Here is a 22,290-nt window from a genome sequence, read left to right on the forward strand (position 1 = left end):
CTCCCGCTCACTGAGCGGGAGCCCCTCGGCGCTGCTTGCCTGCCACTGAGAACTAAGGCTTTGTGTCGCCAGTGCTCTTGGCACTCGGCTTCTTGCCACCCGTCGACGAGGCTGGGGGTTCCTCCGGGCCGAACGTGCGAAGAATCCAGAGACGACGCCAGATCACTGCCGTGGTGAGGCCGAGACATATGACGGCCAGAGCCGAAGTGCCGTAGGCAGGCAGGTTTGCTGGCGGGTCCTCCACCCAGCTCTGAGCGAGGATACGGGATGGGTCCTCGGGATCGTAGGTGACGATCATGGAAGCGCCGGTTTGCGTTTCGGGAAGCATCCCGGCGTAGTCCCAGAGCTTGACCTCGGTGCCTGCCTTGGGGCTGCTCACCAGACGAACCTTCACGTACTTCGGCTTCGAATCGACACCGACGACCGTGGCAGCGGCGCTCACCCCGCGGGAACGCAGGTCCTGAACCAGGGAATGCGACGGCAGTACGAAGAATAGAGCCATCCCTACGCACAGCAGAAATAGCCCAAACCCGACTAGGATCAGGCGGACTTGCGGGAGAGGGGGCCGCGGCCTCCACGCCTTGGCCCTGGCGACGTCCTGACGTGCCTTATGGACGTGAGGCGGAAGCCGATACTGCTCCGCAGGGCGCTTCTTCCTTTTCTTAGTCATTCTCCTGCAATCCTATGAGAACCATCCGCCCACCGTATTCTTGACGCTTGACGCGGCGTCACCGATCGCCTTTCCTGCGCTCTTGGCGGCGCCAGTAACGGCGTTGACTGCCTTCCTACCGGTCTCTGTCTTGATGGCGTAGGAGACGCCATAGCCGATACCGAATCCCACTACGACACCTGCTGCGATTCCCCAGCCGACCGGACCCCCGGCGGCCGCAACAAGTGCCGTCGCACCCCATGTTGCACCCATACCGGCCGCCATTCCACCAACGTTGGCGGCCACGGCGACGTCCTTCTCCTCACCGTTGCTGATATCCCAGCCGATGGCGCCAATGGTGAGGAGGCTTCCTACCAGAGGCACCTTTCCGCCGGTCCGGAGGGCTCGACCCCACAGCGACGTAGTGCTGGGCGGCTTGAGGCCGGGAACCTTGTTGATCAGCCAGCTTCCGCCGTCGGCAACGGAGGCTTCCATAAGCCGGGAGAACGAGCCCATCCCGTACTTTGCGAGTATGCGTTCCGCTTCCCGCGCCGACTTTCCGGAGGCTTTGGCTGCGCGACTAGTGGCGTTTTTGAACTCTCGTTTTTGCGCTTTGGTCATAGCGTCGAGGCGCTGTTGCTTCAACTGGGCCGCTTCACCGGAGAATTTCTGTGCATTCTCCCAGAAATGGGCTGCATACTTCGACTGAACGCCGATCACGCTGGCGAGTAGACCAGCACTGTCGGACCACGTGTCTGCCGGGTCGAGCAGCTTCTTCGCGGCGATCTGTGTGTGCTTCCAGGCAAGGTCCCAAAGATCCGGATTGTCCCCCTGCATGAGCGCCCGGTTGAACACAGCCGTGGGCTCGTCCTTCGTGAACTGACCGTGGAAGAGCGCGGCCTTCTTGTTGAAACCAGGAGCAGGTGTTTCAGCATTGACCGCCGTCGTGAACGCGGACCCAAAGATCTTTACATCGTCCTTGGCTGACGGGGCGTTGGCCGCCGCGACGGCGACTGGCAGGTTCTTGACGAGGTCGGGGTCCATCTTGGCGTAGAACGCCGAAGCGAAGTCAGGGTCGCCCTTGTGCTTCGCAAGTTCCTCTGCGATTCGGTGGAATTCAGGGCCAGCTTTACCCCGGTCGAGCCCAGCCGCCTCGTTTGCATCCTCTGCAAGCTTCTTTCCCGCGCTTCGAGCCTCGCCGATCGTCGCTATGGGTTCGCGAAGCTGGACCATGGCGCCAGGCTTCTGAATGCCCTTTTGGTCAAGCTCCATTGCTGCTGCGAGTGCCTGACGGCGGCGAAGCATGGGCAACTCGTCATCGACCCAGCCGGCGATCTTACCGATTTCTGACAGGTTGCTCGTCTCTAGCCCAAATTTCTGAAATCTGCTCACATATGAGGACTTTGCCCCGTGCAGTTTCTTACCGCCGGACTCAAGGTCCTTGATCGTCCTCAAGAGGTTGTCCGGGTTGATTCCGGAGAAGTTTGGATCAACCACTGGTCGATTCACCTTCCGCGCTGTCGGCCAGTTGAGGGTCGATCAGCACCGCGGCTGCGCCCGACCCGCTGAGTGCCTCCCCTACTTCCTCGGTGGGGATGATGACCCAAGGCTGCCCTTCTCCCATGGCCTCGACCAGCAGGGGGATGGACGTGAAAGCCAATGCCACGAGCCGCTCCTCGCCGTCATCACCGGCCATGGGCACGAGGATGACGTCGACGGTGCTGTCGCTGAGCGGGGAGCCGTCAGGTCCTTGAGGCACCTCGGTCATGGTGGGAAGCACGAGAGCTTCGGGAGCGGCCTGGGCCGTTTCGCTTGAGGTCATTGCGACAGATTATGAGGTGATGGACCGGCAAGCAATGTGATCTCCAGACGGCTTATGTTGGCATCGAGTTGACGCCAGCGGCTTTCCGCTTCCGCTGGGGGCTCCACCGGAACGCTCAGAGGTCGCTGGTACGGTGAGCATTCGTCAGCCGGAACTGCAATGAATGAGGGGTGGGGTTGTGGCGGATTCAGATGCCAAGGTGCCCAATCCGCGGAAGGCGGACCTTGAGCGGCTGCGGAGCGACCTGGCCAAAGAGGTGGAGAGCATCAAGAAGGCACTCAAGGGCCCGACCGAACAGATCGGCGGTGACAAGGTCTGGGTAGGGAAGAACGCGCGAGCCTGGCATAGAGAACTGGACGGGCGGAACAAAAAGTTGGTCGAGCAGGTCGACAAACTGCTGCCTATCATTGATGCCGCCATTCGGAGTGAACCCGAGAAGGTGTCACAAAGCGAAGCGCGTATGTACAACAAGGACGTCTGAGTCGCCGCGCGTGAGCTGTCCGTGCGGGGCTGAGGCGGCAGCTCCTGTGTCGCTCGACGTCGTTCCTTGACGTGCTGACGTCGCGCACAGTGACTGTCCGCACCTCCTGTTCAACTGCCGCCGGGGGCATCCCGCTCGAGGTGCGACGGCCTCGAAGGAATGCCCCGGCAGCTACGACGTCGGCGCGGCAGGCGTCAGCTCAGGTCGCGCGCTCGATGTTGTCGGCGCTGGTGTTGGCCGACTTGCTGGCGTCGTTCAGCGTGTCGACCCACTTGTCGAACGTCGGCTTGATGTCGTGCCAGTCGTTCCGGAAGCGGTCGGCCTTGGGGCCCTTCCAGTAGCCCGAGCTGTGGCTCGTGGCGGACTCCAGTGCCTTGATGAGGCCCTGGAGGTCGGTGGCCTTCTTGCCGAAGAGCTTGGACAGCTCCCGAAGCTGAGTGAGATCTGCACCGCGATCCATGGCGATCCTCCCCGTGTCACACACGTAAACGGACTATCCGTTTGCACCAAGGGACGCTACCGCACCAGAGGTAGCCGCCGTCCATCGCCTTCAGGGACGGGAGTTGTGTGTGAACGAGTGGTGTTGACCCTGATGGTGAGCCCGAGCCGCGGTGTCTCCGGGCGGGCTGCCGGTGCACCGGCAGCTCCTTGGCAGGGAGAGGCCAGACTTACGCGCAATGCGCAAGGAGGGCAGTACCGCGGGAATATAGGCCTGATCGGTTCAAACAAGGACGAGATGCGCCGTTGTCCGGCGTTGTCACACAGCCGGCGCAATGGCTGCGAGTCCGATCACCCTCCGCTGCCCGAGGCGCGTGACGGACGATGTTCGAAGAGTGTGAAAATTTGTACATGAGTCAGCCATGTATGTGTACGCGGGAGTTGGGTTGCGCGTACGTGAATGGCGTCACGAGCGCTGATCGCGCTCTCTCCTGGCGGGGATCCGCCGGTAGCTTGCCAGGGCGCCTTTGCTACCTTGTTTCGACGCAACCACGCGCCCGGGAAAGGCGTTTGACAGACGCTTGGACGGCATAAAGCCTTCCGGCGCGCTTCAGCGGGCCGCGTCGCAGCAGGAGGGCGACGCTCCGCGTGGCGGCAATGACGAGCACTGTCAAAGGGGTTTTCTGCGTGACGTTCAGGGGAATGTCCAAGGATAATGCGCGCAAGCTGGCTGCAGCGCTGGACGTCGCCGATGGCGCACTCTCCATTCAAGGGCCCCTGGTTTCCGGAATTCTCGCCAAATGGGAAGGCGACCAGGGAAACCTCGGCCGCTTTCGGCAGGATGCAACCTGGTCCCGTGATCAGGCAAAAGACGTGCGTCGTCGACTCGGAATTCTGGATGCAGACCCGAGCGCCGAGCTCATGTTCATGGGGCTCACCGGAGTGCTCAAGACCTGGCAGGACTACCAGGAGCGCAAGGGCGAAATCGGTGAGTATGTAGAAGAGTTCAAGGAAATAAAGAAGAACGTAACGATGCCGCTACGGCTGACTAAGGTCGCCTCGGGCATCGAGGCTTCCCTCCAGCTGTACAAGCGCTGGTCCCAAGGGCAGAACGTAGCCGGGGCCAAGGCGGTCCTTGAGCTGAACAAATACTTCGGCATCACCGGTGACCGGCTGAAGCTGAAGAATATCGAGTACATGCGCGAGCTTCTGAAGCTCCAGAAGATCGAAGGGCTTTACCAGCAGCCGTGGAAGTGGCAGCAGGGTCTTCGCACGTTCCTCACCACCAAACTGAAGATTCCTCTGCCGGCCAAGCTGCTGAATCAGGCGCCCGGACTCAGCATCCTCGACCGTGTCGGCTTGCCGCTGGCGGTCGTTCATGGCGTCAAGGAAATGGTCGCTCCTGACCACGACGGCGTTTTGGGCGGGTTTGACCGTGGCATGGGGTTTGTGGAGGCAGCCGGCGCCGGGGCGGTCATGGGCGGATCGGCTGCGGCGACGGCCCTTGGCGCCAGCGCGACAGTCGCGGCTGCGGTCCCTGTTGTCGGCTGGGTGGCCCTCGGTGTGGCCGGCGCCTACTTCCTCGGCACTTGGGCCTATGACAACAGAAAGGCGATCGCTGATACCACCAAAAGGGCTTGGAATGCGACGACCAAGTGGGCGGGAGACGTGGCGGACAAAGGCGAGGAGATCGTCAACGGCGCCAAGAGTGCTGTCACGAATCTAGTCCCCAGCACCATCAAGAAGTATCAGTTCTGGTAGGAGATGCCTCCGGTGGAATCGAAGGACTTGTTCGGTGTGCCACGGCGCCCGAACCCAGATGCTGCCACGGCACCAGCGCCTGCGTCCACGGGCCGACGCTATGGAGCGGCAGCCATCGACGGAACTCTCGCAGTTATCTGCGCGGCCATGTCCGGGTTGGTGTATGTGTTGAGTCTCCCGGCGTCGGAGGCACCCCCACTCACCAGCGGGAATCTGTGGCTGCGAGTTCTCGTCGCCGGCATGGGCCTCTCGTTGATCAATCAAGTATTGCTGGGTCTGCTGTTCCGTTGCAGCGTAGGCAAATTGCTTGTAGGTACGCGTGTGGTCAGGATGGCGGACGGCGGGCGGCCACGGCTCTGGCAACTTCTCGGCCGCTGGATCGGCGGCATTACGTACGGCCTCACGATCCTGCCCATCGGATTCTTCCTGGGCGGCAGTGAAGCGCCACCGCTCGATTTCTCCGGGGTGCGCATCGTGAAGGCCTCTGCCGACTCGTGAACCGACTGCAGAACCTCAAAGATATAAGGGACTCGGTATGGCAAACCTCGAACTCGACCTCGAGCTGGACAAGTTCCGCGAACTTGTCGGCAAGGCGCTGGCAGAAGGGGGGACCCAGCCGCTCATCAAGCTGACCGACGAGGAACTTGCCGTGCTGGACCCCAGCGCACTGCAGGAAGTCGTGTCGCCGACACCACACTTGTCGACGCTTTCCGAAGAGCAGCGCGAATGGGTACTGGCAACGGCGCTTCGCTCGCTGGTTTCCCGGGGTGCAGTGGAGGTCGCGAACATCCCGGAACTCGACGCCGTCCCGCGGTCCGAGGGAACTGATGCGCAAGGCACCGCGGATGTGGACATGAGGGTTACGCCGGAGGTCAGCATGGCGCTGACTCTGCGGCGCACCGCTGCACGGGCACTCGCCGTCGAGCAGCAGACGTCAAGCGGCAGCGTGACCGCATTTGTCTTCGTGCATTCCTCTGACCTCTTGTTGATCGAGCAGGTCACCGGTGGCGGTTTGCACATCTTCACCCTCGCCAGCAAGGCGCGCGATGCCGCCCGGATCGTCCAGGCGCTTGTGGACCCCTTCGGCACGGCTGACCGGGATGGAAAGGTCCTACAGCTAGACCCGTCGGCTCTGACAGACGACACGGTGGACAAGAAGCTGGCCTCTGTGATCGATAGAGCACTTGTGGTGAGCCAGTTGATCGTGCTCGCCGATGAACCCGGACCGCTTCTGACGGCGTACGCGACAGACCGCGAGGTGTGGGTGGTCAACGTGGACTCACCGCAGGCGCCCACCGGCATCACGGCACAGGCGGTCAGCGAGCGTACCCTGGAGAAGTTCATCAACAAGTTGATCAGGCAGCCGACCGCACCTGAGAAGTCGGCCACTGGGTGGGCGAAGTGAGCGATCGCGTCGAAGAGTGCAGGAAAGATCTCAACAATCTGAAGAGATTCGCGAATGAGATCGACAAGACGCTGGACGCGGTGGACGCGGCGTCCGGCACCGAGGCGTGGCAAGGCCCTGCTGCGGACAAGTTCCGTTCGGAATGGCGCGGCCGGAGGAAGGCGATTCACGACGCCCTGGACGCCGCACGGGGACAGTACAACAAGATCTTGCAACGCGTGCAGGACGAGGAGCACAAGAAGAAGACCGGTGCCGCGCAGTAGGTTGAAGGATCGAAGCTTTCCTGCACGACACGGCCTTCATGAGGTTCCTGATGACTGATGCGAACTCACCCGTTTACGAGGCCTACTTCGTTCGAACGCCTTTCCAACTGCTCAGCGGCTCGAAGTGGAAGAAGCTGGTTGCGCTCCGCGTCGACGGCGAAGGGGTGCTCCTGGGGGGTGCTCCTGCGCGTTACGATGCCCAACTCGCCCATGTCCCATGGAGCGACATCACGTCCATCGTGGTGTGGCATCAGCGCACGGCTGGGAACGGGATCAACTACATCGGAGTGCAACGCAAGCCCGGAGCGCCTGTTTTGCCCGGCATGAACAGGGGCGTCAGTCGGGAGAGGGCCGAGAACCTGGCCCCCCACGTGGATTACGAGCTCTTTCTGGCAAGCCGTCCCATCAACCTGTGGCGTTTGGACCCAGAACGGCTCCAGGCCGCGGTGGACGCGTTCGCACCGCAGGTGCCCGTCCTTGTGTATTCCCAGCCACACCTCCCATAGATCCGACACCTGCCGTCGGCGGCCGGTCTGGTCCGGGCCTTCTGCGAGCTACTCGCTCGTCCGGGTGAGGCGTACCGCTTGCTCCGTAAGCCCCGACACCTCGAACAGCACTCCCGAGAATTCGACCGTGTCGCCGACGCTCACGTCTTTGTAAATGGCCACCGGAACACCGGCGCAGTTCGCGCCGAGGCCGGCCGTGCCCGCCGCGGTGTCGACGTACGAAACAGTGAGGGAGGGGCCGGTGGGCAGTTGCTTCACGCTGCCGTTGTCGAGGAGGGACAGGGGCTGCCCCTTGGCCGGGAAGCTCTTCGACGCGGCGGCCAGGACGGCGCGGTTGGTGGTGAAGCACAGGGCATTGTCGGCGGTGCCGCCCGCGAACTCCATGGACTCGGGAGCGGCGGCGAGAGCGGCCTTGTCCTTGGCGTCCTTCGGTTCCAGGACGACACGGTAGGAACAGACCTGCCGCACGGTGTAGGCATGGCCCGAGACGGTCAATCGGGATCCCGGCTTCACGGTCCACTGCTGCTGTCCCGCCCCGTAACCGGCCCCGTCGCGCAGTGTCGCAGTACGCGACGTTCCGTCGGCGGTCGCGGCCGCGTACTGCACGCCTCCACCGCCTGGCAGCCGGAAGCCGCCTCCGCGCAGGACGTGCACGCCGTCCGCCGGGGCTTCACCGATGCATTGCGGGCCCTTGTCCTTCGCCGCCGCCTGCGTGGTCGTGGGTGCGGTCGTCGGGTTGTCACCGCCGCCGGACGACGTTCCGCAGGCGGTCAACGCCCACAAGGCCAGGGTGGCACCCGCGATGCCGTACCTACTTGCCGGGCTGAACACCGGTGTCCTCCTTGCAACCGTCGATCACGTGCTCCAGCACGATGCGGGTTCGGTAATCGACACCCACCACCCGCCATCTGTCCCCGGTGATGTCCAGAACGTCACCCGGGGTCAACCCGTCGAACTCCCCGACGGGTCGGCCTTCGCAGCCGATCCGGATACGGCCGTGCACGGACGGCTCGGCGAAGACGGACGCCAGGACCTGATAGGTCCGGCCATCGTGTTCGACGGAGTACGGAATCTGGTGACGAAGTGCCCAGCGACCGTCGAATGCGAAGGGATACTTCACCTTCTGGCCTTCGGACACACTGCTCACCTCCCGAGCGTCATGGGGCATCGAAGGCCTCCGCTCCGCCGAAGTACTTGTTGAACTGCTCTTGCGACACGGTAATCGGCGGATAGCCGGAGACGCCCCAGGGGTTTCCGAGGATGACCTTGCCATCGTCGGTGAATCCCCGGACGTAGTACGCGTGGTTGCTGTGGTAAGTGTTGCCCCATTCGGCCGGGTGGTTCTTGTCCAGTTCCTCGTCGGCCGGGGTGGACACGGTGACGACCTTCCCGGAGTCGTAGGACTCCTTCAGCGACTCCAGGCACTTGTCCTCGTGTTCGCCGATGCCAAGGAAGCCGCCGGTGGTGAGGTCCTCGCCTTCCTTGCCGGTCAGGTACGGAGCTGACTTCTTGGGGTCGTCCCCTTCGATGCCGCCGTACCCACGCTCGTCGTCACCGTCGTCGGAGTAGACGATCGCGAATGCCTTCTCGTAGTACGCCGGCCAGCTCTCCCCGTTGCCGTACGTACCGATGGGGTTGCCGTTCTGGTCGGACGGCAGGTCGGCCGTCATCGTCACCCAGTGGTAGTTGCCCTCCTTGTCCCAGACGCGGACGCTCACCGTGCCGTTCGGGTTCTGCTTGATGCCCTCCTGCACGAAGGCGGGGTCCTTCTGCGCCAGGCCTGCCAGCGATGCGACGTACCAGCAGTCGCCGAACTGGCGCTGGTTGACGTCATCGGCGGACACTCCGTCTTGGAACAAGGGGTCCGAAGGCGGTGCCCAGTGAATGCCGTTGTTGGTCTGGCCGTTCTGGCTGTTGCCGCCCGCCTCGTACGCGTCGGTGTTCGTGAATGTGGGCTGCACGCCCGGGAAGGCCGCCGTGAACTTGGCTACGTTCTCCGGACTCACCTTGGACAGCATCAGGCTCAGCGTGTCCCGTCGCCTGCCCTCGGGCAGGCCGTTGTCGTCGAACGGGTTCCAGCCGGAGTCGTCGGTGCAGGTGAGCAGCTGGTTGTAGAAGGCCAGGTCCTCGGGCGAGGCCTTCGTCACGAAGGAGTCCAGTTCGGCGGCGGTCAGTCCGTCGAGCTCGCCGGAGAGCTGCTCCAGGTCGTCGCGGTTGCCGTTGGTACCGAAGTCCTTGCCCTTCAGCTCGTGAAGATGGCGCAGGGCATCGTCGATCTTCTTCGCGTCGGGCGCCTTCTCGTCGAGGAAGAGGCTGCTGTCGCTGACGGGGTATCCCCGCTTCTCCAGCTCCCGCAGTCCTTCGATCTGCCTGATGCGGCGCTTCATCGACGACTGCATGTCGTCGAGTTCGCCGCCTAGGGAGCCGGGAAGACGCGGGCGACGGAAGAACGACGGCATCGGGATCACATCGCCGACGAGATCCTGGAGGTCGGGGTTGCGGGAGGCGTTCTGCCCCGACGGCAGGTTCTGCTGGGCGGTGGTGAGCACGGCGGCCAGCTGTGAATGGAGCTTTCCGGAGTTCTGAGCGAGGGTGTCCAGGTGGCCGGCGAGAGTCGTCAGCTTGGCGGCGTCGAAGCCTCTGAAGCCCATCAGCCGCCACCCGTTCCGGCCTGGGCCTTGTCCTTCTCCCCAGCCTGGCGCAGCAGTTCGTCGGCCTGGCTCTCCCAGCGGGTGGCGTCCGCCAGCAGTGCGGTGCCCATGCTGTTCAGCGTGCGTTGCCGTTGCCGCAGCTTGGCCGTGCATTCATCGGCGAAGGGCCCCTGCCAGATGGCGCCCTCATCGCCGCCGGTTCGGAAGGCGGCGGCGCGCGGGGTGGCCTTCTTCACCGCGTCGTCGAGGTACGGTCCCAGCCTGCGGGCCAGCGTCCTGGCCTCCCGCGCGGCTTCCCGGAGCCGTTCGGCCCGCCTCTTCAACTCGGCTGCGTCATCGCCCGTTGTGGGCCCCACGGTTGTTTCCTCCCCCGTTTACCGCTGGTGCATGCCGTCTCGCGTACGGGTCCACGGCATCGCTGGGGAAGCATACGGGGGGCGTGTTCGACCATGCGAAGGGGTGGGAAATCTCCCCGGACCATCACATGGCCGCCACAATCCGTGCGCCTGTTGGCCACGTCAGCGCACCTCCTTGATTTCGGCGACATCCGACATGTCCTATGGCTTGTCGATGGTCGCCGGGTGACTAGTCTCAGGGGCCGCGATTGCCGGCGCACAACAGCGAATTTGATTGTGCTGCTCCGGTCGGCCAGGGTTCAGGAGGCAGAGGGAAAGGGTGCCGACGAGGCCATTTTGCAACTGCTTCAAGTGGCTGGCCAGCGCCCTCAATCCGTTCGACTGACACCGGCCGTGGCACATCCGCGACGAGCGGCGCGAGGGGAAGGAACCATGCAGCAACACACGTACACGCTCGACCGGTGGGAGGACCGGTCAGGCCATCGGCAGGCCTGGAAGTTCGGGTACCGGGGCACAGCCGGGGAGTTCGGCAGGATCGAGGTGGTCTACCCGGCGAGTCGGCGGGGGGACCGGAATGTCACCGAGGTCAAGGGCGACACTGTGCCCGTCACCTCCTTCATGGGCTGGGCCTACGGACGAAAGCCATCGCTCTTCATAGCGGAGCTCAGCGTCGGTGGAACCGGAGTCCGGCTCAAGCGCAACCGCTGGGCACAGACCAGAGCAGGCCGAGCGCTGCGGATGCAGGTCACCGGGCGGGAGTACCGGTACCGCGCGAGCAGTGCACGGCACGGCGACCGGACCCTGACGCGCAACGGTGTGGAGGTCCGGATCCGTCGCCATGGCAGCAGTGCACGAAAGAAGGCCACTCTCACCGTTCTGGGCCCGGCTGACGGCACCGACCTCGCCCTGGCCACCGTGATGTGTGGTGTCAACACCCGCAACCTCACGAGGGGCGGGGCCGTCCGTGCCTTCTTCGCCAGGTCGCTGCACTGGCTGGACATCTTTCAGTGACCCGACGGACTCATCGGGTCATCACCGCCACACGTTTCCGCTGACGAAAGCGACTACGCAATGCCCTCGTACGTCAGCCACACGGGGTCGGTTCCGGCTTGCCGAGAGCCACCTGGCCGTCCTGGGTCACCGACTGGAGGGGGAGGAGGTGCCCTCGGAGTTCGAAGAAGCCGAACGCGAACTGTGCGAGGCCGGCCTCACCGACCAGTACGGAAACCTCGACTTCGCGCTGACTCCGCTGGTAAGCACCCGAACATGCTCGTCTGGGCGCTGACGCGGATGGTCAACGTTCAGGGGGAGGAGACCGAAGAGGTTGCCACGCCCGAGGTCGACGCGACGATGGCCGTGCTCGACGCGGGGCTTGCCACCCTGGACAGCCTTCGGGGGCTGACGGCCGAGGAGGGCATCGACCGGATAGGCGAGGCGCTGAAGAGTGCCGGGCTTACCCGGAAATCACAGCTCAGCACCCTCGCCAAGTTGACCGCCGGAATGCGTTGCAGTTGGCGGATGACCGCTGCATGGCAGGGGCGCGATGAGGGAACGCCTGCCATGCAGGTGCGCGGTTTCGCGGCGTGGGATTGCAGACCTCTCGGCTATTGGCATCGTGAGCTGCCCGCTGAGCCGGTTCTGCCCGGCCAAGTGGATGACACCGCTCGGCTCAAGCTGGTCCGGGTCGATGCCAAGGAAGTCTGGCAGATGATCACCGATCTGCTCCCAAGGACAGACGAGTTCGCGTCCTCGCCGCACCCAGGGTGAGCGCATCCTGTCCGGGGGCATACCTGTCGCACGACGGAGAGTGCGTCCGCCGTGCGACCGGTCTGGTCCCGCCGGGGTGACCGTTCGGGTTACCGGTTGACGGCCTGGATCTCCTGGACCGTGACCGCCTGTTCGTTGCCGAACGTGCCGTTCGGGAGGTCTCCGCCCGCACCGCCGGTGCCGGTCCAGTCGATCTCCCACGTGATGGTCGCCTGGAGCTTGTACGTGCCGTCGCCGGAGGAGCGGAGGTACTTGATCCCGCACGGCGGTGTCTCGTCGGCCTTGCCCTTGGCGTAAGGCTCGCCGATGGACTTGTCGGTGTTGATGACGCACTCGCCCGAGGCCGGATAGGTCACGGCGTCCTCGGTGCCCGGCTCCAGTTTGAGGGACACCGGCCTGGCGGTGGTGGTGGCCTGGATGTTGAAGCCGGGGACGTTGAGGGCCGCCGTCGCCTGGACCTCGTCGAAGACGGCTTTGTCGAGCCAGGCCCAGGTCGGCAGGTTCACCTTGGTGTTGGCCTCGGGGGCGAGGGTGACCTTGGTGTCGGGCAGCTGCATGTGCTGGTAGGCGAGAGCGGCGAGTATCTCCGGTGAGATGGCCTCCTCGTACTGGGGCGGCGGAGCATCGCCGTTCTCCACCCAGAAGGGGAGATCGGTGCACGAGGTCCGCTTGAGATAGTCCGGCTCGTCGGGGTTCTCGACGCCGGCCCAGAACATGCCCTTGCCGTCGTTCTCGACGTTGTAGTCCTTGTAGCCGGGACTCCCGGACCAGCCGTACCCGTCCTCGTAGTGGCGCTGCGTCTCGCCGATGGCCGACCCCGCCGTCCCGCCCATACCGGGTGCCTTCAGCTGGCTGTCGATGTGCTTCGACATTTCCTTCTTGAAGTCCTTGGCGCCGAGGTACGGCGCGTACCAGCAGGGCGGAGGCGTCCAGTTGACGTCCGTGGACGTCAGGTTGCCCGTGCCGCCGTCCTTGGCCACGGATCCGGAGTACTGGATGCGGGCGGCGGCGTAGATGCCTGACTTGCCACCTCCGCCTTCCTGCTCAGTGTTGGCCCCCTTGCCGGAACCCACCGGCTTCGCCGCGTATGCGGATTCCGTGAGGACAAGGGCGCTCAGGGCTAGAGTCAGCGCTGCGGTTCCGAGGAGTATGCGTCGTGACCCGATCACTGACATTTCTCCGCCTTCGTCTCGACGAAGACCTTGGACGCCTGCCACAGGTCCGTCCCCGTGGGGAACTTGACCATGACGATCTTGAAGTAATCGAAGTCCTCAATGCTGGGCTTGGTGGTGAGGACCTTCTTGGTCTTGATTTCCTTGCCGTAAAACTTGCCTGCGTCCGCACAGAAGGCGACCTCAACGGACTTGCCATTGGGGGCGGAACGCGTGGTGGCATCGTAGTGACGCAGTGTTCCGGTGGCGGTCCATCCGCCCTTGATCCACTCGTTGATCTGTACCTGCGCGTAGTGCAGCCCATCACCAGTGGAGTAAGCCGTCACCGCCGCATCCTTGGTCGTTCGCTTGTCGACGCCCCGATAGATAGCGCGGAGGTAGTTCGCGGCGTCCTGCATCGCAGCCGCCTCGTTCTTGTCCTTCGGCTTGTCCCAGTCGAAAACCAGGTCCATGTCGCTGGGCAGGGACAAGTCGACACCGTCCGGCTTGTCCCCTGCCGGTGCTCCCGAGGCGGATGCCGACTCCTTCGGCGTCTCCGCCCCCTGGCCCGCACCGGCGATCTTGTCGCTGTCGCCGGACTTGTCGTCCCCGCTACCGCAGGCCGTCAACAGCAGTGCTGCCGTCGCTGTCAATGCGGCAGCAACGGGCAATGAGCGGCGCTTCACAGTGACTCCCCGTGAGAGACAGAAGTTCAGTTGGTGCCCTGACGGTACCGGTGAGGTTTCCGGTTTCACCAGCGTGAACTTGCCCAAGAGCAGCGGCAATCTCGGGTATATGGGGCTTTCGTAGGGGGTGAGTCGTGTCCGGAGAGCGCCCTGGCGGGTGGCGGCGCTGGATGCCGCCGTGTCCAGGCATCGGCGCCCATGGTGAGAGCTTTCGATTGCCTGGTGTGGGTCTCCTCAGAACCGCCACGAACCACACGCAGCCCTATGACGAGAGTCGCCCGACCGGCGAGGTGCGAAGCTGCGTGCTGCCTCTCAGTGGTGGTCCGGGCGCGGAGCGAAGAGGGCGCGCCGTACCGTATGCGGGTGTCCTGAGCGCGTTTGCTCATCCGCGCCGGCGAAGCCGAAACGAAACGTCCGCTGTGTAGGGTGCGCTCGGATGAGGGGGAAGCATGGGAGCCGACGGCGACAACCCAAAGGTGGACAACCCGGACCGCGTGCGGCTGCAGAAGCTCAAACGAGAGCTTGAGAAGGAGCGGGGCGACCTCGTGAGCTCCTTGAAGAAGGCGGCTGCGGACATCGGAAAGGGCGGCCGGGACTCGGTGAGGTCATGGGTCGGCAAGAACGCCGACAAGTGGCACGACGACGTGGCCGGCCACCGCAAGACGGTACGAACGCGCATTGACAAGGTGCTTGAGGACATTCAGCGCGAAATCGACCGCATGCCGGAGAAGGTCACCCAAGAGGAAGCCAACTCGATGAACCGCAGCAGACACATGTACTGAAGCGGTTCGAGGACAGCACTGGATCCGATGAGAGCGAAACGGGGAACGGTATGCGCCCGGACGACGGGGGGAGCAGCGGCGTCTTCTCAGGGATCGACCCGGAGAAGCTCAAGGGCACGATCGACTCCGTACGACGTGACCAGGGGACCCTGCGGGACCGGGCCTCTTACTACAAGGCACAGCTCGCCTACTGGGGCGTGGGCGTCCAGGAACTTGCCGACATCTTGAAGGTGGCGTCCTGGGCCCAAGGTGAACTCCCCATGCTCAAACGGCGTTACCACTTGGCCCTCAACATGGACAATGACCCGTACCCCGGTTTCGCGGGCATGGTCCAGATCAACGAGGCGCAGGTGAGCAGGGCTGCCAATACAGCGGCGACCAAGGCTGCCAAACGTGCTGCGGAGCTGGCGAAGAAGGACCCCGTGGACCTCAGTCCTGAGGAGTTCGACGAGTTGGACGCCCTCTTCGCCGAGAACTACGACGAATATCCCTTTGCCGAAAAGGTCGTCGGAGCTCTCGGAGCGAGGAAGACGCTGCAGCTCTGGGAAAAGATGAGCAACCTCGACAGGCCTTCCGGGTACGGCGAAACGTCGGACTTCGAGCGGGCCGATGAGCTCGACGAGATGCAGAAGAACCTGAGTCTCACCGTGGCCGCAGCCACCAACTCCGACTCGCCGGAGATGAGGAAGTGGAAGAAGGACATGGTCGAGATCGGTGACGATCCGATCTCTGATCCGGGTCCGTCCCCGCACGGGGGCTCCGGCGGTCCTGAGGGTTTCATCGTGATGAGCAACCTCATGCGCTACGGCGACTATGACGACAAGTTCCTCGAGGACTATGGAACCGCGCTCGTGAAGGAAGACAAGCGGGTCATGGAGGGTGCCGATGGACTCTACGGATCCGGCTGGGGTACCACGAGCACGGTCAACCACCTAGGCAACGATGAGGGTAACGATCCTCTCACCGGTTACATGAAAGCACTTGCCAACAGCCCTGGAGCGGCGACCAAGTTCTTTACCGCCAAGCAGAAGGGCGACGACGGTAAGGCCGAGACCAACTTCAAGTACCTCTTCGAAGAGCGCAAGTGGCCGGACGACAGCATGGAAGGCAAGGAGAGCGTGACCGGTCGGAATTCGATGGGGCACGCGCTGGAAGCGGCAACCACCGGGCATCGGCCCGGTGAAGCCGCTACGGCCGAGGATGTGAAGCACTCGAAGGAGCAGGCGGGTCTGTTCAGTGCGCTTGTGAAGTCGGTGTCCGAGGACCAGGACCGACTTCGGGAACACGGGTACATGTCGGACAGCTTCGCCAACATCTCGGCTGAATATATGCCCGATCTTCACCGAGCATTGAACTATGACCAGGCCAACGGAGATAAACTCTTTCCGACCTCGGGATCTGCCGCCCAGATCGACAAATACGATGCTGTGCGGTTCATTCACGCCGTGTCCCGAAATCAAGAAGGCTATGACAGGCTCAACGTTTCCCAACATGTCTACGCGGCTGCACTGATGGAAGCGCAAGCGAAGCATCCCGATGCCTATCCGCTGAGCACCCCGGACACCATCGATAAACTCGCCTACCAAACTGGCCTCTTCCAGGGCGTCATCGCTCAGGGGCAGCATTTTCAAGCGAACAAAGACGACACCGATGCGTCCGCGCGGGACGAGGCCTGGAAGGGGCAGGCGAGCACATGGGGTGGCTCCCTTGTGGGCAGCGCGACAGCCATCGCGATGGCCCCGTTCACCGGCCCCGGTGGCGTTGTAGTCGGCGGGCTGGCCGGAACGGCAGCGGGTCAGGTCTTCAATGGCCTCCTGGACGGCTTCGGTGATGACGGCGAGGGACTGCGGAAGGAGGTCTACAAGAACGTGAAGGAGATGGATGACGTCGAAAGCTCGGCGATCCTGACCACACAGGAGTCGGCCAAGGCCGCCACCGGCTCCGAAGAGGCCGAATCGAAGGCCGGCGACAAGGCGGGCCAAGGGTTCCGTGATGCTGGCGGCCTGGTATCCGACAGTGAAGCGGCCTCGTGAACCATTCAGTTGACAGCGATTAGGGGAACGACCTTGACGGAAGCGAGTGGCCGTAGATCTATCCGGCGAACCCTCTTGTACGGCGGCATTGCCCTGGCTGCCGTTCTCTCTACCCTATTGGCCTATCTCCTCGGGGTTTTCTCCGAGGAGCGGGGAGATATCAAGGCCGATGATGTGTGTCGAAGCTTGCCTGACCGAAAAGCTGCTGCCAGAATTTTCGGTTCCCTGCTGCCGCGAGCTGCCGATTACGACTTTGTCACGACGTCGACACCTGACCCGGACGAGTCCTACATCAACACCTGCTCCGTGATGGGTGACAATAACCAGCGTCTTCTCAACTTGCACGCTGAGATGGGTGTTGCCATGCCTTGGCGTCAGTGGGCCGACCACAATCTGCCGCCCACCTCCGGGAAGGTCACCTATTTCGACGCAGGGGTCAAAGGTGTTTCGACGTCGGATCTGGCGGCGATTTATGTCCCCTGCTATTCCAGCGAGGCGAAGACCAAGCAGCCGCACAACCTGACCGTGTTCGCCCATGCAACGGAAGAACTGCCTGGGTCGGACAGTGAAAATCGACAGAAGCTTGTCGATCTGGCCACGGCCTTCGGTCGTAATGCCTACAAGGAAGCGGAGTGCGATCTCCCGTCCAGACTTCCGGATTGAGGGCCGACCCCTCAGAAATTGAGGCCCGGCGCCCTTCGCGGACTGGGCACCCCCGCGCGTCCCTCTGCGTGGCCAAGCGCACTTGGTGGACCGCGTCCTGAGCCGTCCGACGGGGTTCGCGTCGCTCTTTCTCTGCCTCCTCGACCGGAGCCCCTCCCCGGGGTCATCCGCTTCTTCTGATGTGCAAGCTCGCAGTTCCGGCCCCACACCCAGACCTCCGAAACTACACTCGCGCCCCATGCGTAACTCCCGCAGCATCACCGCGAGTACGACGCCCGTGGCATCCAGCCCGTTCTACGGCAACGCGTGGAGAAGACGCCCCGCGGAGGGCGCGGGAGTCGGACGATGGCCGGAGCCCGGAGGCGGTGACGCCCCCTGAGCCCCGCCGCGTCCAAGGGCCGGGCCCGAGCGCGTCACAAACAGTCCCGCGACCCCCGGGCCCACTGGCTCCTCCTCGCCCTCACCCTCCCCCTCGTCTTCGCCCTGCTGATCTTCCAGGGCTGGACCCAGCACGAGGTCGATGCCGCGAAGACGCGGTCGCCCTGTACCGCGCCCGTGCCCGATGCCGTCGCCCGCGGCGGGCCCGTGATCGGGATCAACCGGGACGGGATCCGGACCGGAGCGATGCCCGCCCGGACCGTCGCGCTCACCTTCGACGGGGGCCCCGACCCCGTCTGGACACCCCGGCTCCTCGACCTGCTGCGCAGGAACAACGCGCGGGCGACCTTCTTCGTGCACGGGGCCCAGGCCGCCCGGCACCCGGAGTTGGTGCGGCGGATCCGGGCCGAGGGGCATGAGATCGGGTCCAACACCTACACCGGGGCCGTGCTGGGAGAATCCTCCGTGCCCCGTTTCCGGGCCGAGCTGGAGCTGACCCAGAGCGCCCTCGCCGGGGCCACCGGAGAGCGCACCCAGCTGCTGCGGATGCCTCGGACCACCTCGCCCGACACCCTGTGCGGACGCGAGTGGCAGGCAGCGCGGCGGGCCGCCGGGTACGGATACGTGCTCGTCGCCGCCGACAAGGGGTCGCGCAGGCCCGCGCAGGGCATCGTCCGCCAGCTCAGCCAGACGGAGAGCGCGTACCAGGAGGCGCGCAGGCTGCTGAGGAACCGGGCCGTGGAACGGTTCACCACCGTCTCCGACGGGCTCGGGCTCGTGCCCTACGCCTCCCCGTCCCTCGTCGAGCGGTGGCTCGGGCGGGGGCTGATCGGGATCACCGGCCTCGGGCAGGTCTTCTCCACCGCCATGATCTGGATCCTCGGCGTCGCCGGCGGCCTCGGCGTGCTGCGGCTGCTGCTGCTCGCCCTCTTCGCCCGGGCCCATGTCCGGCGGCTGGAGCGGTTCCGGACCGGAGCGCCCTGGATGCGGGAGACATCGGGGCCGGTGACCGTGCTGGTGCCGGCGTACAACGAGGAGGCCGGGATCGGGTCGACCCTGCGGTCGCTGCTCGACTCCACCCACCGGCAGCTCCAGGTCATCGTCATCGACGACGGGTCCACCGACCGGACCGCCGACATCGCCGAGAACATGGGCGATGCGCGGGTGGAGGTCGTACGGCAGGTCAATGCCGGCAAGGCGGCCGCGCTCAACCGAGGGCTCGCGCACGCCCGTTACGACATCGTCGTGATGGTCGACGCGGACACCGTCTTCGAGCCCGACGCCGTCGAGCGGATCGTGCAGCCGCTCGCGCACCCGGCCGTGGGTGCCGTCAGCGGCAACACCAAGGTCGGCAACCGGCGGAGTCTGCTAGCCCGTTGGCAGCACCTGGAGTACGTCTTCGGTTTCAACCTCGACCGGCGCATGTTCGAGGTGCTGGAGTGCATGCCGACCGTGCCCGGTGCCATCGGCGCGTTCCGGCGGGACGCCGTGATCGGGGTGGGCGGGGTCAGTGAGGACACCCTCGCCGAGGACACCGACCTGACGATGGCCCTGTGGCGGTCCGGCTGGCGCGTGCTGTACGAGGAGTCCGCCGTGGCCTGGACCGAAGTGCCCACCAGCCTGCGGCAGTTGTGGCGGCAGCGGTACCGGTGGTGCTACGGCACGCTGCAGGCGATGTGGAAGCACCGGGGGGCCCTCCTCGGCAGGGGCCCGGCCGGGCGGTTCGGGCGGCGCGGGCTGACGTATCTCGCGCTGTTCCAGGTCGCGTTGCCGCTGCTCGCGCCCGTCATCGACGTCTACGCCCTGTACGGCGTGCTGTTCCGCGACCCGTGGGAGTCCGCCGCGGTCTGGTTCGCGTTCCTGGGCGTGCAGATCGTCTGCTCCGGCTACGCGCTGAGACTCGACGGCGAGCCGGTGCGGGCGCTGTGGTCGATGCCGTTCCAGATCGTCGTCTACCGGCAGTTGATGTATCTCGTCGTCATCCAGTCGCTGGTGGCGCTGCTGGTCGGCAGCCGGCTGCGGTGGCAGCGGATGAAGCGGTCCGGGACGGCCGCTGAACAGATCGGCGGGCCCGTTCCGTATAGGAGTGTGCCGATGCGCTGACCCGAGAGCCCCCCACAGCACCTTCGAGGCGTCGATGAGCGACTGGACCGACCGTCCGGGACAACCCCCGCCGGAGTGGAGCCCGCAGCCTGAACCGGCCGCGCCCTTCCTAGCGCCGCCGACCCGAGAAGCACCCCTGCCCCCGCCCCGTAGAGCACCTCCGCCCTCCACCCGCACCGCCCCGCTGCCCGGCATGCCCTCGCCCGCCGCCCCCGGCCGTTACGACAGCGGCCCGGGCCCGCGCGGCGGGCGCGGCAGCAGGAACCCGCGGCGCCGGGCGGGCAGGGGACGGAGGTACCTGCGTACGGCCGCCGTCCTGGCGTCCGTGCTGGTGCTCGGCGGCGCCGGTACGTACGTCTGGGCCGACACCCGGCTCAACCAGGAGGTCGACCTCGGCGCGCTGGGCGCCCGGGTGCCGGCCGGCGAGGGCACCACCTACCTGGTCGTCGGCTCCGACAGCCGCGAGGGACTGTCGGAGCAGGACCGGAAGGACCTCAACACCGGCTCCGCCGAGGGCCGCCGCACCGACTCGGTGATCCTGCTGCACACCGGCGCGAACGGCACGACCATGGTGAGCCTGCCGCGCGACTCCTGGGTGACCCTCCCGTCGTACGTCGACCCCGGCACCGGCCGCAGCTACCGGGCCGCGCCGGACAAGCTGAACGCGGCGTTCTCGCTGGGCGGCCCCGACCTGCTGGTGCGGACCGTGGAACGCAACACCGGGGTGCGCGTCGACCACTACGCGGAGATCGGCTTCGCCGGGTTCGTGGGTGTGGTGGACGCCGTCGGCGGCGTCGACCTGTGCCTGGGCCGGCCCGTGCGGGACAAGGACTCCGGAGCGAACCTGCCCGCGGGCTGCCAGACCCTCGACGGCGCCGAGGCGCTGGCCTTCGTACGGCAGCGCAAGCAGGAGGCCCGGGGCGATCTGGGCCGCACCCGCAACCAGCAGAGATTCCTCGCCGCCCTCGCCCGGAAGGCCGCCACCCCGTCCACCCTCGCCGACCCGTCGAAATCGTTCCCGACGCTGGACGCGGGACTCGACACGCTCATCGTCGACGAGGGCACCGAACTGCCGGATCTCATGGGGCTGTTCGAGGCCCTGCGGAAGGCCACGGGCGGCGGAGGCCGGCGGCTCAACGTGCCCGTGGCCGACCCTGACCTGCGCACCCCCAAGGGCAGCGCGGTGAAGTGGGACGAGCGGCGGGCCCGCGCCCTGTTCGACGCCCTGCGCGAGGACCGGTCGCCCGGCTGATCGACGGGCCGATCACTTCGCGAGCTTGGAGTTCTGCGCCTTCACCACGTTCGCGGGCATCTTGGCGTCGCTGGGCCGTGTGCTGTCGGCGATGGCGAAGCCGTTCACCGAGAAGTAGACGGCGAGCACGTCGCCGTCGCGGACGGCTTCGGTGCGCAGGGTGTGGGAGACACCCCGGAACGTCATCGTGGAGCGGAAGGCGACGGAACCGCTCGTCGTGCCCTTCTCGGCGGTGACCGACTCGTAGTCGGTGGTGTTCTTGCCCGCCTTCGCGGTGAACCCGTCGCGGCACTCCGGTACGGCCTTCGCAAGCCCGGCCAGCAACGACTCGGCCTCGGCCGCCGGCTCGTACGAGGCGAGAGTGATGTAGGTGCTCTCCTTGCCGTAGCCCGCCCCTGCGCTGCGCGTCAGGTCGGCTCGCGGCTCACCGAGCGGGAGTTGATTCATCGCAAGGGCCAGCGGGGCGCAGCCGGGCCTGTCGACCGTGAGCTCATCGGAGGACTTGGCGAAGGCGTACTCGGCTTCCAGCTCGGACACGTTGTATCCGGGCAGGTCGTCCTCCGTCACGATGGCCTTCGCCAGCCGCTGGGCCGGAGTGATCTGCTTGGCCTTCGGCGTCGTCGGCGCAGCGGAGGGCTTGTCCTCGCCGCCCGAGCAGGCGGTCAGTGCGGAGGTCAGGGCCAGGACGGAGACGACGGCCAGGGCGGCGCGCTTCAATGGGGGCTCCTAGGTCGCTGATGGGGCGAAGATCATGGCATGGCGGCTCGGGAGGCGCCTCAGCGGACGCCTGCGGTCTCTGCCCGGGCGCGTCTTCCGGCGGATCTCCGGCCAGGACGCCTGGACCTCGATGCCCTGCAGGAGTGACACCTGCGGGCGTCGACGTCACTCCCGCCAGGGCATCCGCGCGATGCCCACCCCCGCTTCGTGAGCGAATCGTGCAGGCCTGATGGCCGACAAGTGACGAACCGGCCGCTCTGCAGGGGCCGTTGGGGTCCGTGGCGATTCGCTCGCGCACAGGTGCCGGCGTCATGTGGGGCTGGTCCCGGCCGGGTTGGGCGGGTGGGACGTTGCAGATGGATAACAGGCCGTACCCTGCGGCCCCTGGGGCCGGACGCGCCTTGAGGGGCTTATGTGCGGCTGATA

At 65.3% G+C, this 22,290-nt stretch carries 24 protein-coding genes; 13 read left to right on the top strand and 11 right to left on the bottom strand.

Translation table 11 applies throughout. From position 1 onward, the window contains the following. Window positions 1–52: 52 nt before the first annotated feature. The 3 genes from RFN52_RS23470 to RFN52_RS23480 form a co-directional block, all read right to left on the bottom strand. On the bottom strand, window positions 53–502 hold the full coding sequence (locus RFN52_RS23470; RefSeq protein WP_184848775.1) for a hypothetical protein: 450 nt from the start codon (window positions 500–502) through the stop codon (window positions 53–55). Window positions 503–682: 180 nt separating this feature from the next. Continuing rightward, window positions 683–2,146 (bottom strand): hypothetical protein, encoded by a 1,464-nt coding sequence (locus tag RFN52_RS23475; protein ID WP_184848777.1) that lies wholly within the window; start codon window positions 2,144–2,146, stop codon window positions 683–685. Beyond that, window positions 2,139–2,471 carry an SAV_915 family protein gene (locus tag RFN52_RS23480; RefSeq protein WP_184848779.1) on the bottom strand — a complete coding sequence of 111 codons (333 nt, stop codon included), beginning with the start codon at window positions 2,469–2,471 and terminating at the stop codon, window positions 2,139–2,141. The genes RFN52_RS23475 and RFN52_RS23480 overlap by 8 nt, the downstream gene beginning before the upstream one ends. A 178-nt stretch (window positions 2,472–2,649) precedes the next feature. On the opposite strand from RFN52_RS23480, the gene RFN52_RS23485 reads away from it, so the two are divergent. Next, the gene (locus tag RFN52_RS23485; protein WP_221758581.1) at window positions 2,650–2,952 is read left to right on the top strand and encodes a hypothetical protein; all 303 of its coding nucleotides are present in this window, start codon (window positions 2,650–2,652) and stop codon (window positions 2,950–2,952) included. A 199-nt stretch (window positions 2,953–3,151) separates the two neighbouring features. Here RFN52_RS23485 and RFN52_RS23490 read toward each other — a convergent pair whose 3' ends face one another. Beyond that, window positions 3,152–3,412 (bottom strand): WXG100 family type VII secretion target, encoded by a 261-nt coding sequence (locus RFN52_RS23490; RefSeq protein ID WP_097218954.1) that lies wholly within the window; start codon window positions 3,410–3,412, stop codon window positions 3,152–3,154. A gap of 680 nt (window positions 3,413–4,092) precedes the next feature. On the opposite strand from RFN52_RS23490, the gene RFN52_RS23495 reads away from it, so the two are divergent. Genes RFN52_RS23495 through RFN52_RS23515 form a run of 5 tightly spaced genes read left to right on the top strand, consistent with a single transcriptional unit; the run spans window position 4,093 to window position 7,325 of the window. After that, a complete protein-coding gene (locus RFN52_RS23495) occupies window positions 4,093–5,151 on the top strand; it encodes a hypothetical protein (RefSeq protein ID WP_229856506.1) in 1,059 nt (352 codons plus the stop codon). A 3-nt stretch (window positions 5,152–5,154) separates the two neighbouring features. Beyond that, window positions 5,155–5,649 carry an RDD family protein gene (locus RFN52_RS23500; protein WP_311241035.1) on the top strand — a complete coding sequence of 165 codons (495 nt, stop codon included), beginning with the start codon at window positions 5,155–5,157 and terminating at the stop codon, window positions 5,647–5,649. Between the two features lie 37 nt (window positions 5,650–5,686). Continuing rightward, window positions 5,687–6,556, top strand: coding sequence for a hypothetical protein (locus RFN52_RS23505; protein ID WP_184848785.1), 870 nt, complete (start codon window positions 5,687–5,689; stop codon window positions 6,554–6,556). After that, the gene (locus RFN52_RS23510; protein ID WP_184848787.1) at window positions 6,553–6,819 is read left to right on the top strand and encodes a hypothetical protein; all 267 of its coding nucleotides are present in this window, start codon (window positions 6,553–6,555) and stop codon (window positions 6,817–6,819) included. Before RFN52_RS23505 ends, RFN52_RS23510 begins: the two co-directional genes overlap by 4 nt. 50 nt (window positions 6,820–6,869) lie before the next feature. Continuing rightward, window positions 6,870–7,325, top strand: a complete 456-nt coding sequence (locus RFN52_RS23515) for a hypothetical protein (RefSeq protein WP_184848789.1) — start codon at window positions 6,870–6,872, stop codon at window positions 7,323–7,325. Window positions 7,326–7,373: 48 nt separating this feature from the next. On the opposite strand, the gene RFN52_RS23520 is transcribed toward RFN52_RS23515, so the two are convergent. Genes RFN52_RS23520 through RFN52_RS23535 form a run of 4 tightly spaced genes read right to left on the bottom strand, consistent with a single transcriptional unit; the run spans window position 7,374 to window position 10,332 of the window. Further along, the gene (locus RFN52_RS23520) at window positions 7,374–8,156 is read right to left on the bottom strand and encodes a hypothetical protein (RefSeq protein WP_184848791.1); all 783 of its coding nucleotides are present in this window, start codon (window positions 8,154–8,156) and stop codon (window positions 7,374–7,376) included. Further along, window positions 8,137–8,472, bottom strand: coding sequence for a DUF6406 domain-containing protein (locus RFN52_RS23525; RefSeq protein ID WP_229856504.1), 336 nt, complete (start codon window positions 8,470–8,472; stop codon window positions 8,137–8,139). Before RFN52_RS23525 ends, RFN52_RS23520 begins: the two co-directional genes overlap by 20 nt. Window positions 8,473–8,482: 10 nt before the next feature. Continuing rightward, entirely contained in the window at window positions 8,483–9,976 is a 1,494-nt protein-coding gene (locus RFN52_RS23530; RefSeq protein WP_184848795.1) for a C2 family cysteine protease, read from the bottom strand. Next, window positions 9,976–10,332, bottom strand: coding sequence for a hypothetical protein (locus RFN52_RS23535; RefSeq protein WP_184848797.1), 357 nt, complete (start codon window positions 10,330–10,332; stop codon window positions 9,976–9,978). Before RFN52_RS23535 ends, RFN52_RS23530 begins: the two co-directional genes overlap by 1 nt. A gap of 432 nt (window positions 10,333–10,764) precedes the next feature. Between RFN52_RS23535 and RFN52_RS23540 the strand changes: the two genes are divergently transcribed. Further along, a complete protein-coding gene (locus RFN52_RS23540; RefSeq protein WP_184848798.1) occupies window positions 10,765–11,343 on the top strand; it encodes a hypothetical protein in 579 nt (192 codons plus the stop codon). A gap of 255 nt (window positions 11,344–11,598) precedes the next feature. Then, window positions 11,599–12,099 (top strand): hypothetical protein, encoded by a 501-nt coding sequence (locus RFN52_RS23545; protein ID WP_229856501.1) that lies wholly within the window; start codon window positions 11,599–11,601, stop codon window positions 12,097–12,099. 89 nt (window positions 12,100–12,188) lie between these two features. On the opposite strand, the gene RFN52_RS23550 is transcribed toward RFN52_RS23545, so the two are convergent. After that, window positions 12,189–13,274: a hypothetical protein gene (locus RFN52_RS23550; protein ID WP_184848800.1), complete on the bottom strand. Its 1,086-nt coding sequence runs from the start codon at window positions 13,272–13,274 to the stop codon at window positions 12,189–12,191. Beyond that, entirely contained in the window at window positions 13,265–13,936 is a 672-nt protein-coding gene (locus tag RFN52_RS23555) for a hypothetical protein (RefSeq protein ID WP_184848802.1), read from the bottom strand. Before RFN52_RS23555 ends, RFN52_RS23550 begins: the two co-directional genes overlap by 10 nt. 449 nt (window positions 13,937–14,385) lie before the next feature. On the opposite strand from RFN52_RS23555, the gene RFN52_RS23560 reads away from it, so the two are divergent. The 5 genes from RFN52_RS23560 (at window position 14,386) to RFN52_RS23580 (ending at window position 21,147) form a co-directional block, all read left to right on the top strand. Beyond that, window positions 14,386–14,718, top strand: a complete 333-nt coding sequence (locus RFN52_RS23560; protein ID WP_184848804.1) for a hypothetical protein — start codon at window positions 14,386–14,388, stop codon at window positions 14,716–14,718. 50 nt (window positions 14,719–14,768) lie between these two features. Further along, a complete protein-coding gene (locus RFN52_RS23565; protein ID WP_184848806.1) occupies window positions 14,769–16,751 on the top strand; it encodes a DUF6571 family protein in 1,983 nt (660 codons plus the stop codon). Window positions 16,752–16,784: 33 nt separating this feature from the next. Further along, entirely contained in the window at window positions 16,785–17,414 is a 630-nt protein-coding gene (locus RFN52_RS23570) for a hypothetical protein (RefSeq protein WP_184848808.1), read from the top strand. Between the two features lie 375 nt (window positions 17,415–17,789). Beyond that, window positions 17,790–19,895 (top strand): bifunctional polysaccharide deacetylase/glycosyltransferase family 2 protein, encoded by a 2,106-nt coding sequence (locus tag RFN52_RS23575; protein WP_486388992.1) that lies wholly within the window; start codon window positions 17,790–17,792, stop codon window positions 19,893–19,895. Between the two features lie 34 nt (window positions 19,896–19,929). Further along, window positions 19,930–21,147, top strand: coding sequence for an LCP family protein (locus tag RFN52_RS23580; protein WP_184848812.1), 1,218 nt, complete (start codon window positions 19,930–19,932; stop codon window positions 21,145–21,147). 12 nt (window positions 21,148–21,159) lie between these two features. Here RFN52_RS23580 and RFN52_RS23585 read toward each other — a convergent pair whose 3' ends face one another. Beyond that, window positions 21,160–21,864 carry a hypothetical protein gene (locus tag RFN52_RS23585; RefSeq protein ID WP_184848814.1) on the bottom strand — a complete coding sequence of 235 codons (705 nt, stop codon included), beginning with the start codon at window positions 21,862–21,864 and terminating at the stop codon, window positions 21,160–21,162. Window positions 21,865–22,290: the final 426 nt, after the last annotated feature.

It is taken from the genome of Streptomyces collinus, from assembly GCF_031348265.1.
In the GTDB taxonomy this organism is placed as follows: Bacteria; Actinomycetota; Actinomycetes; order Streptomycetales; family Streptomycetaceae; genus Streptomyces; species Streptomyces collinus.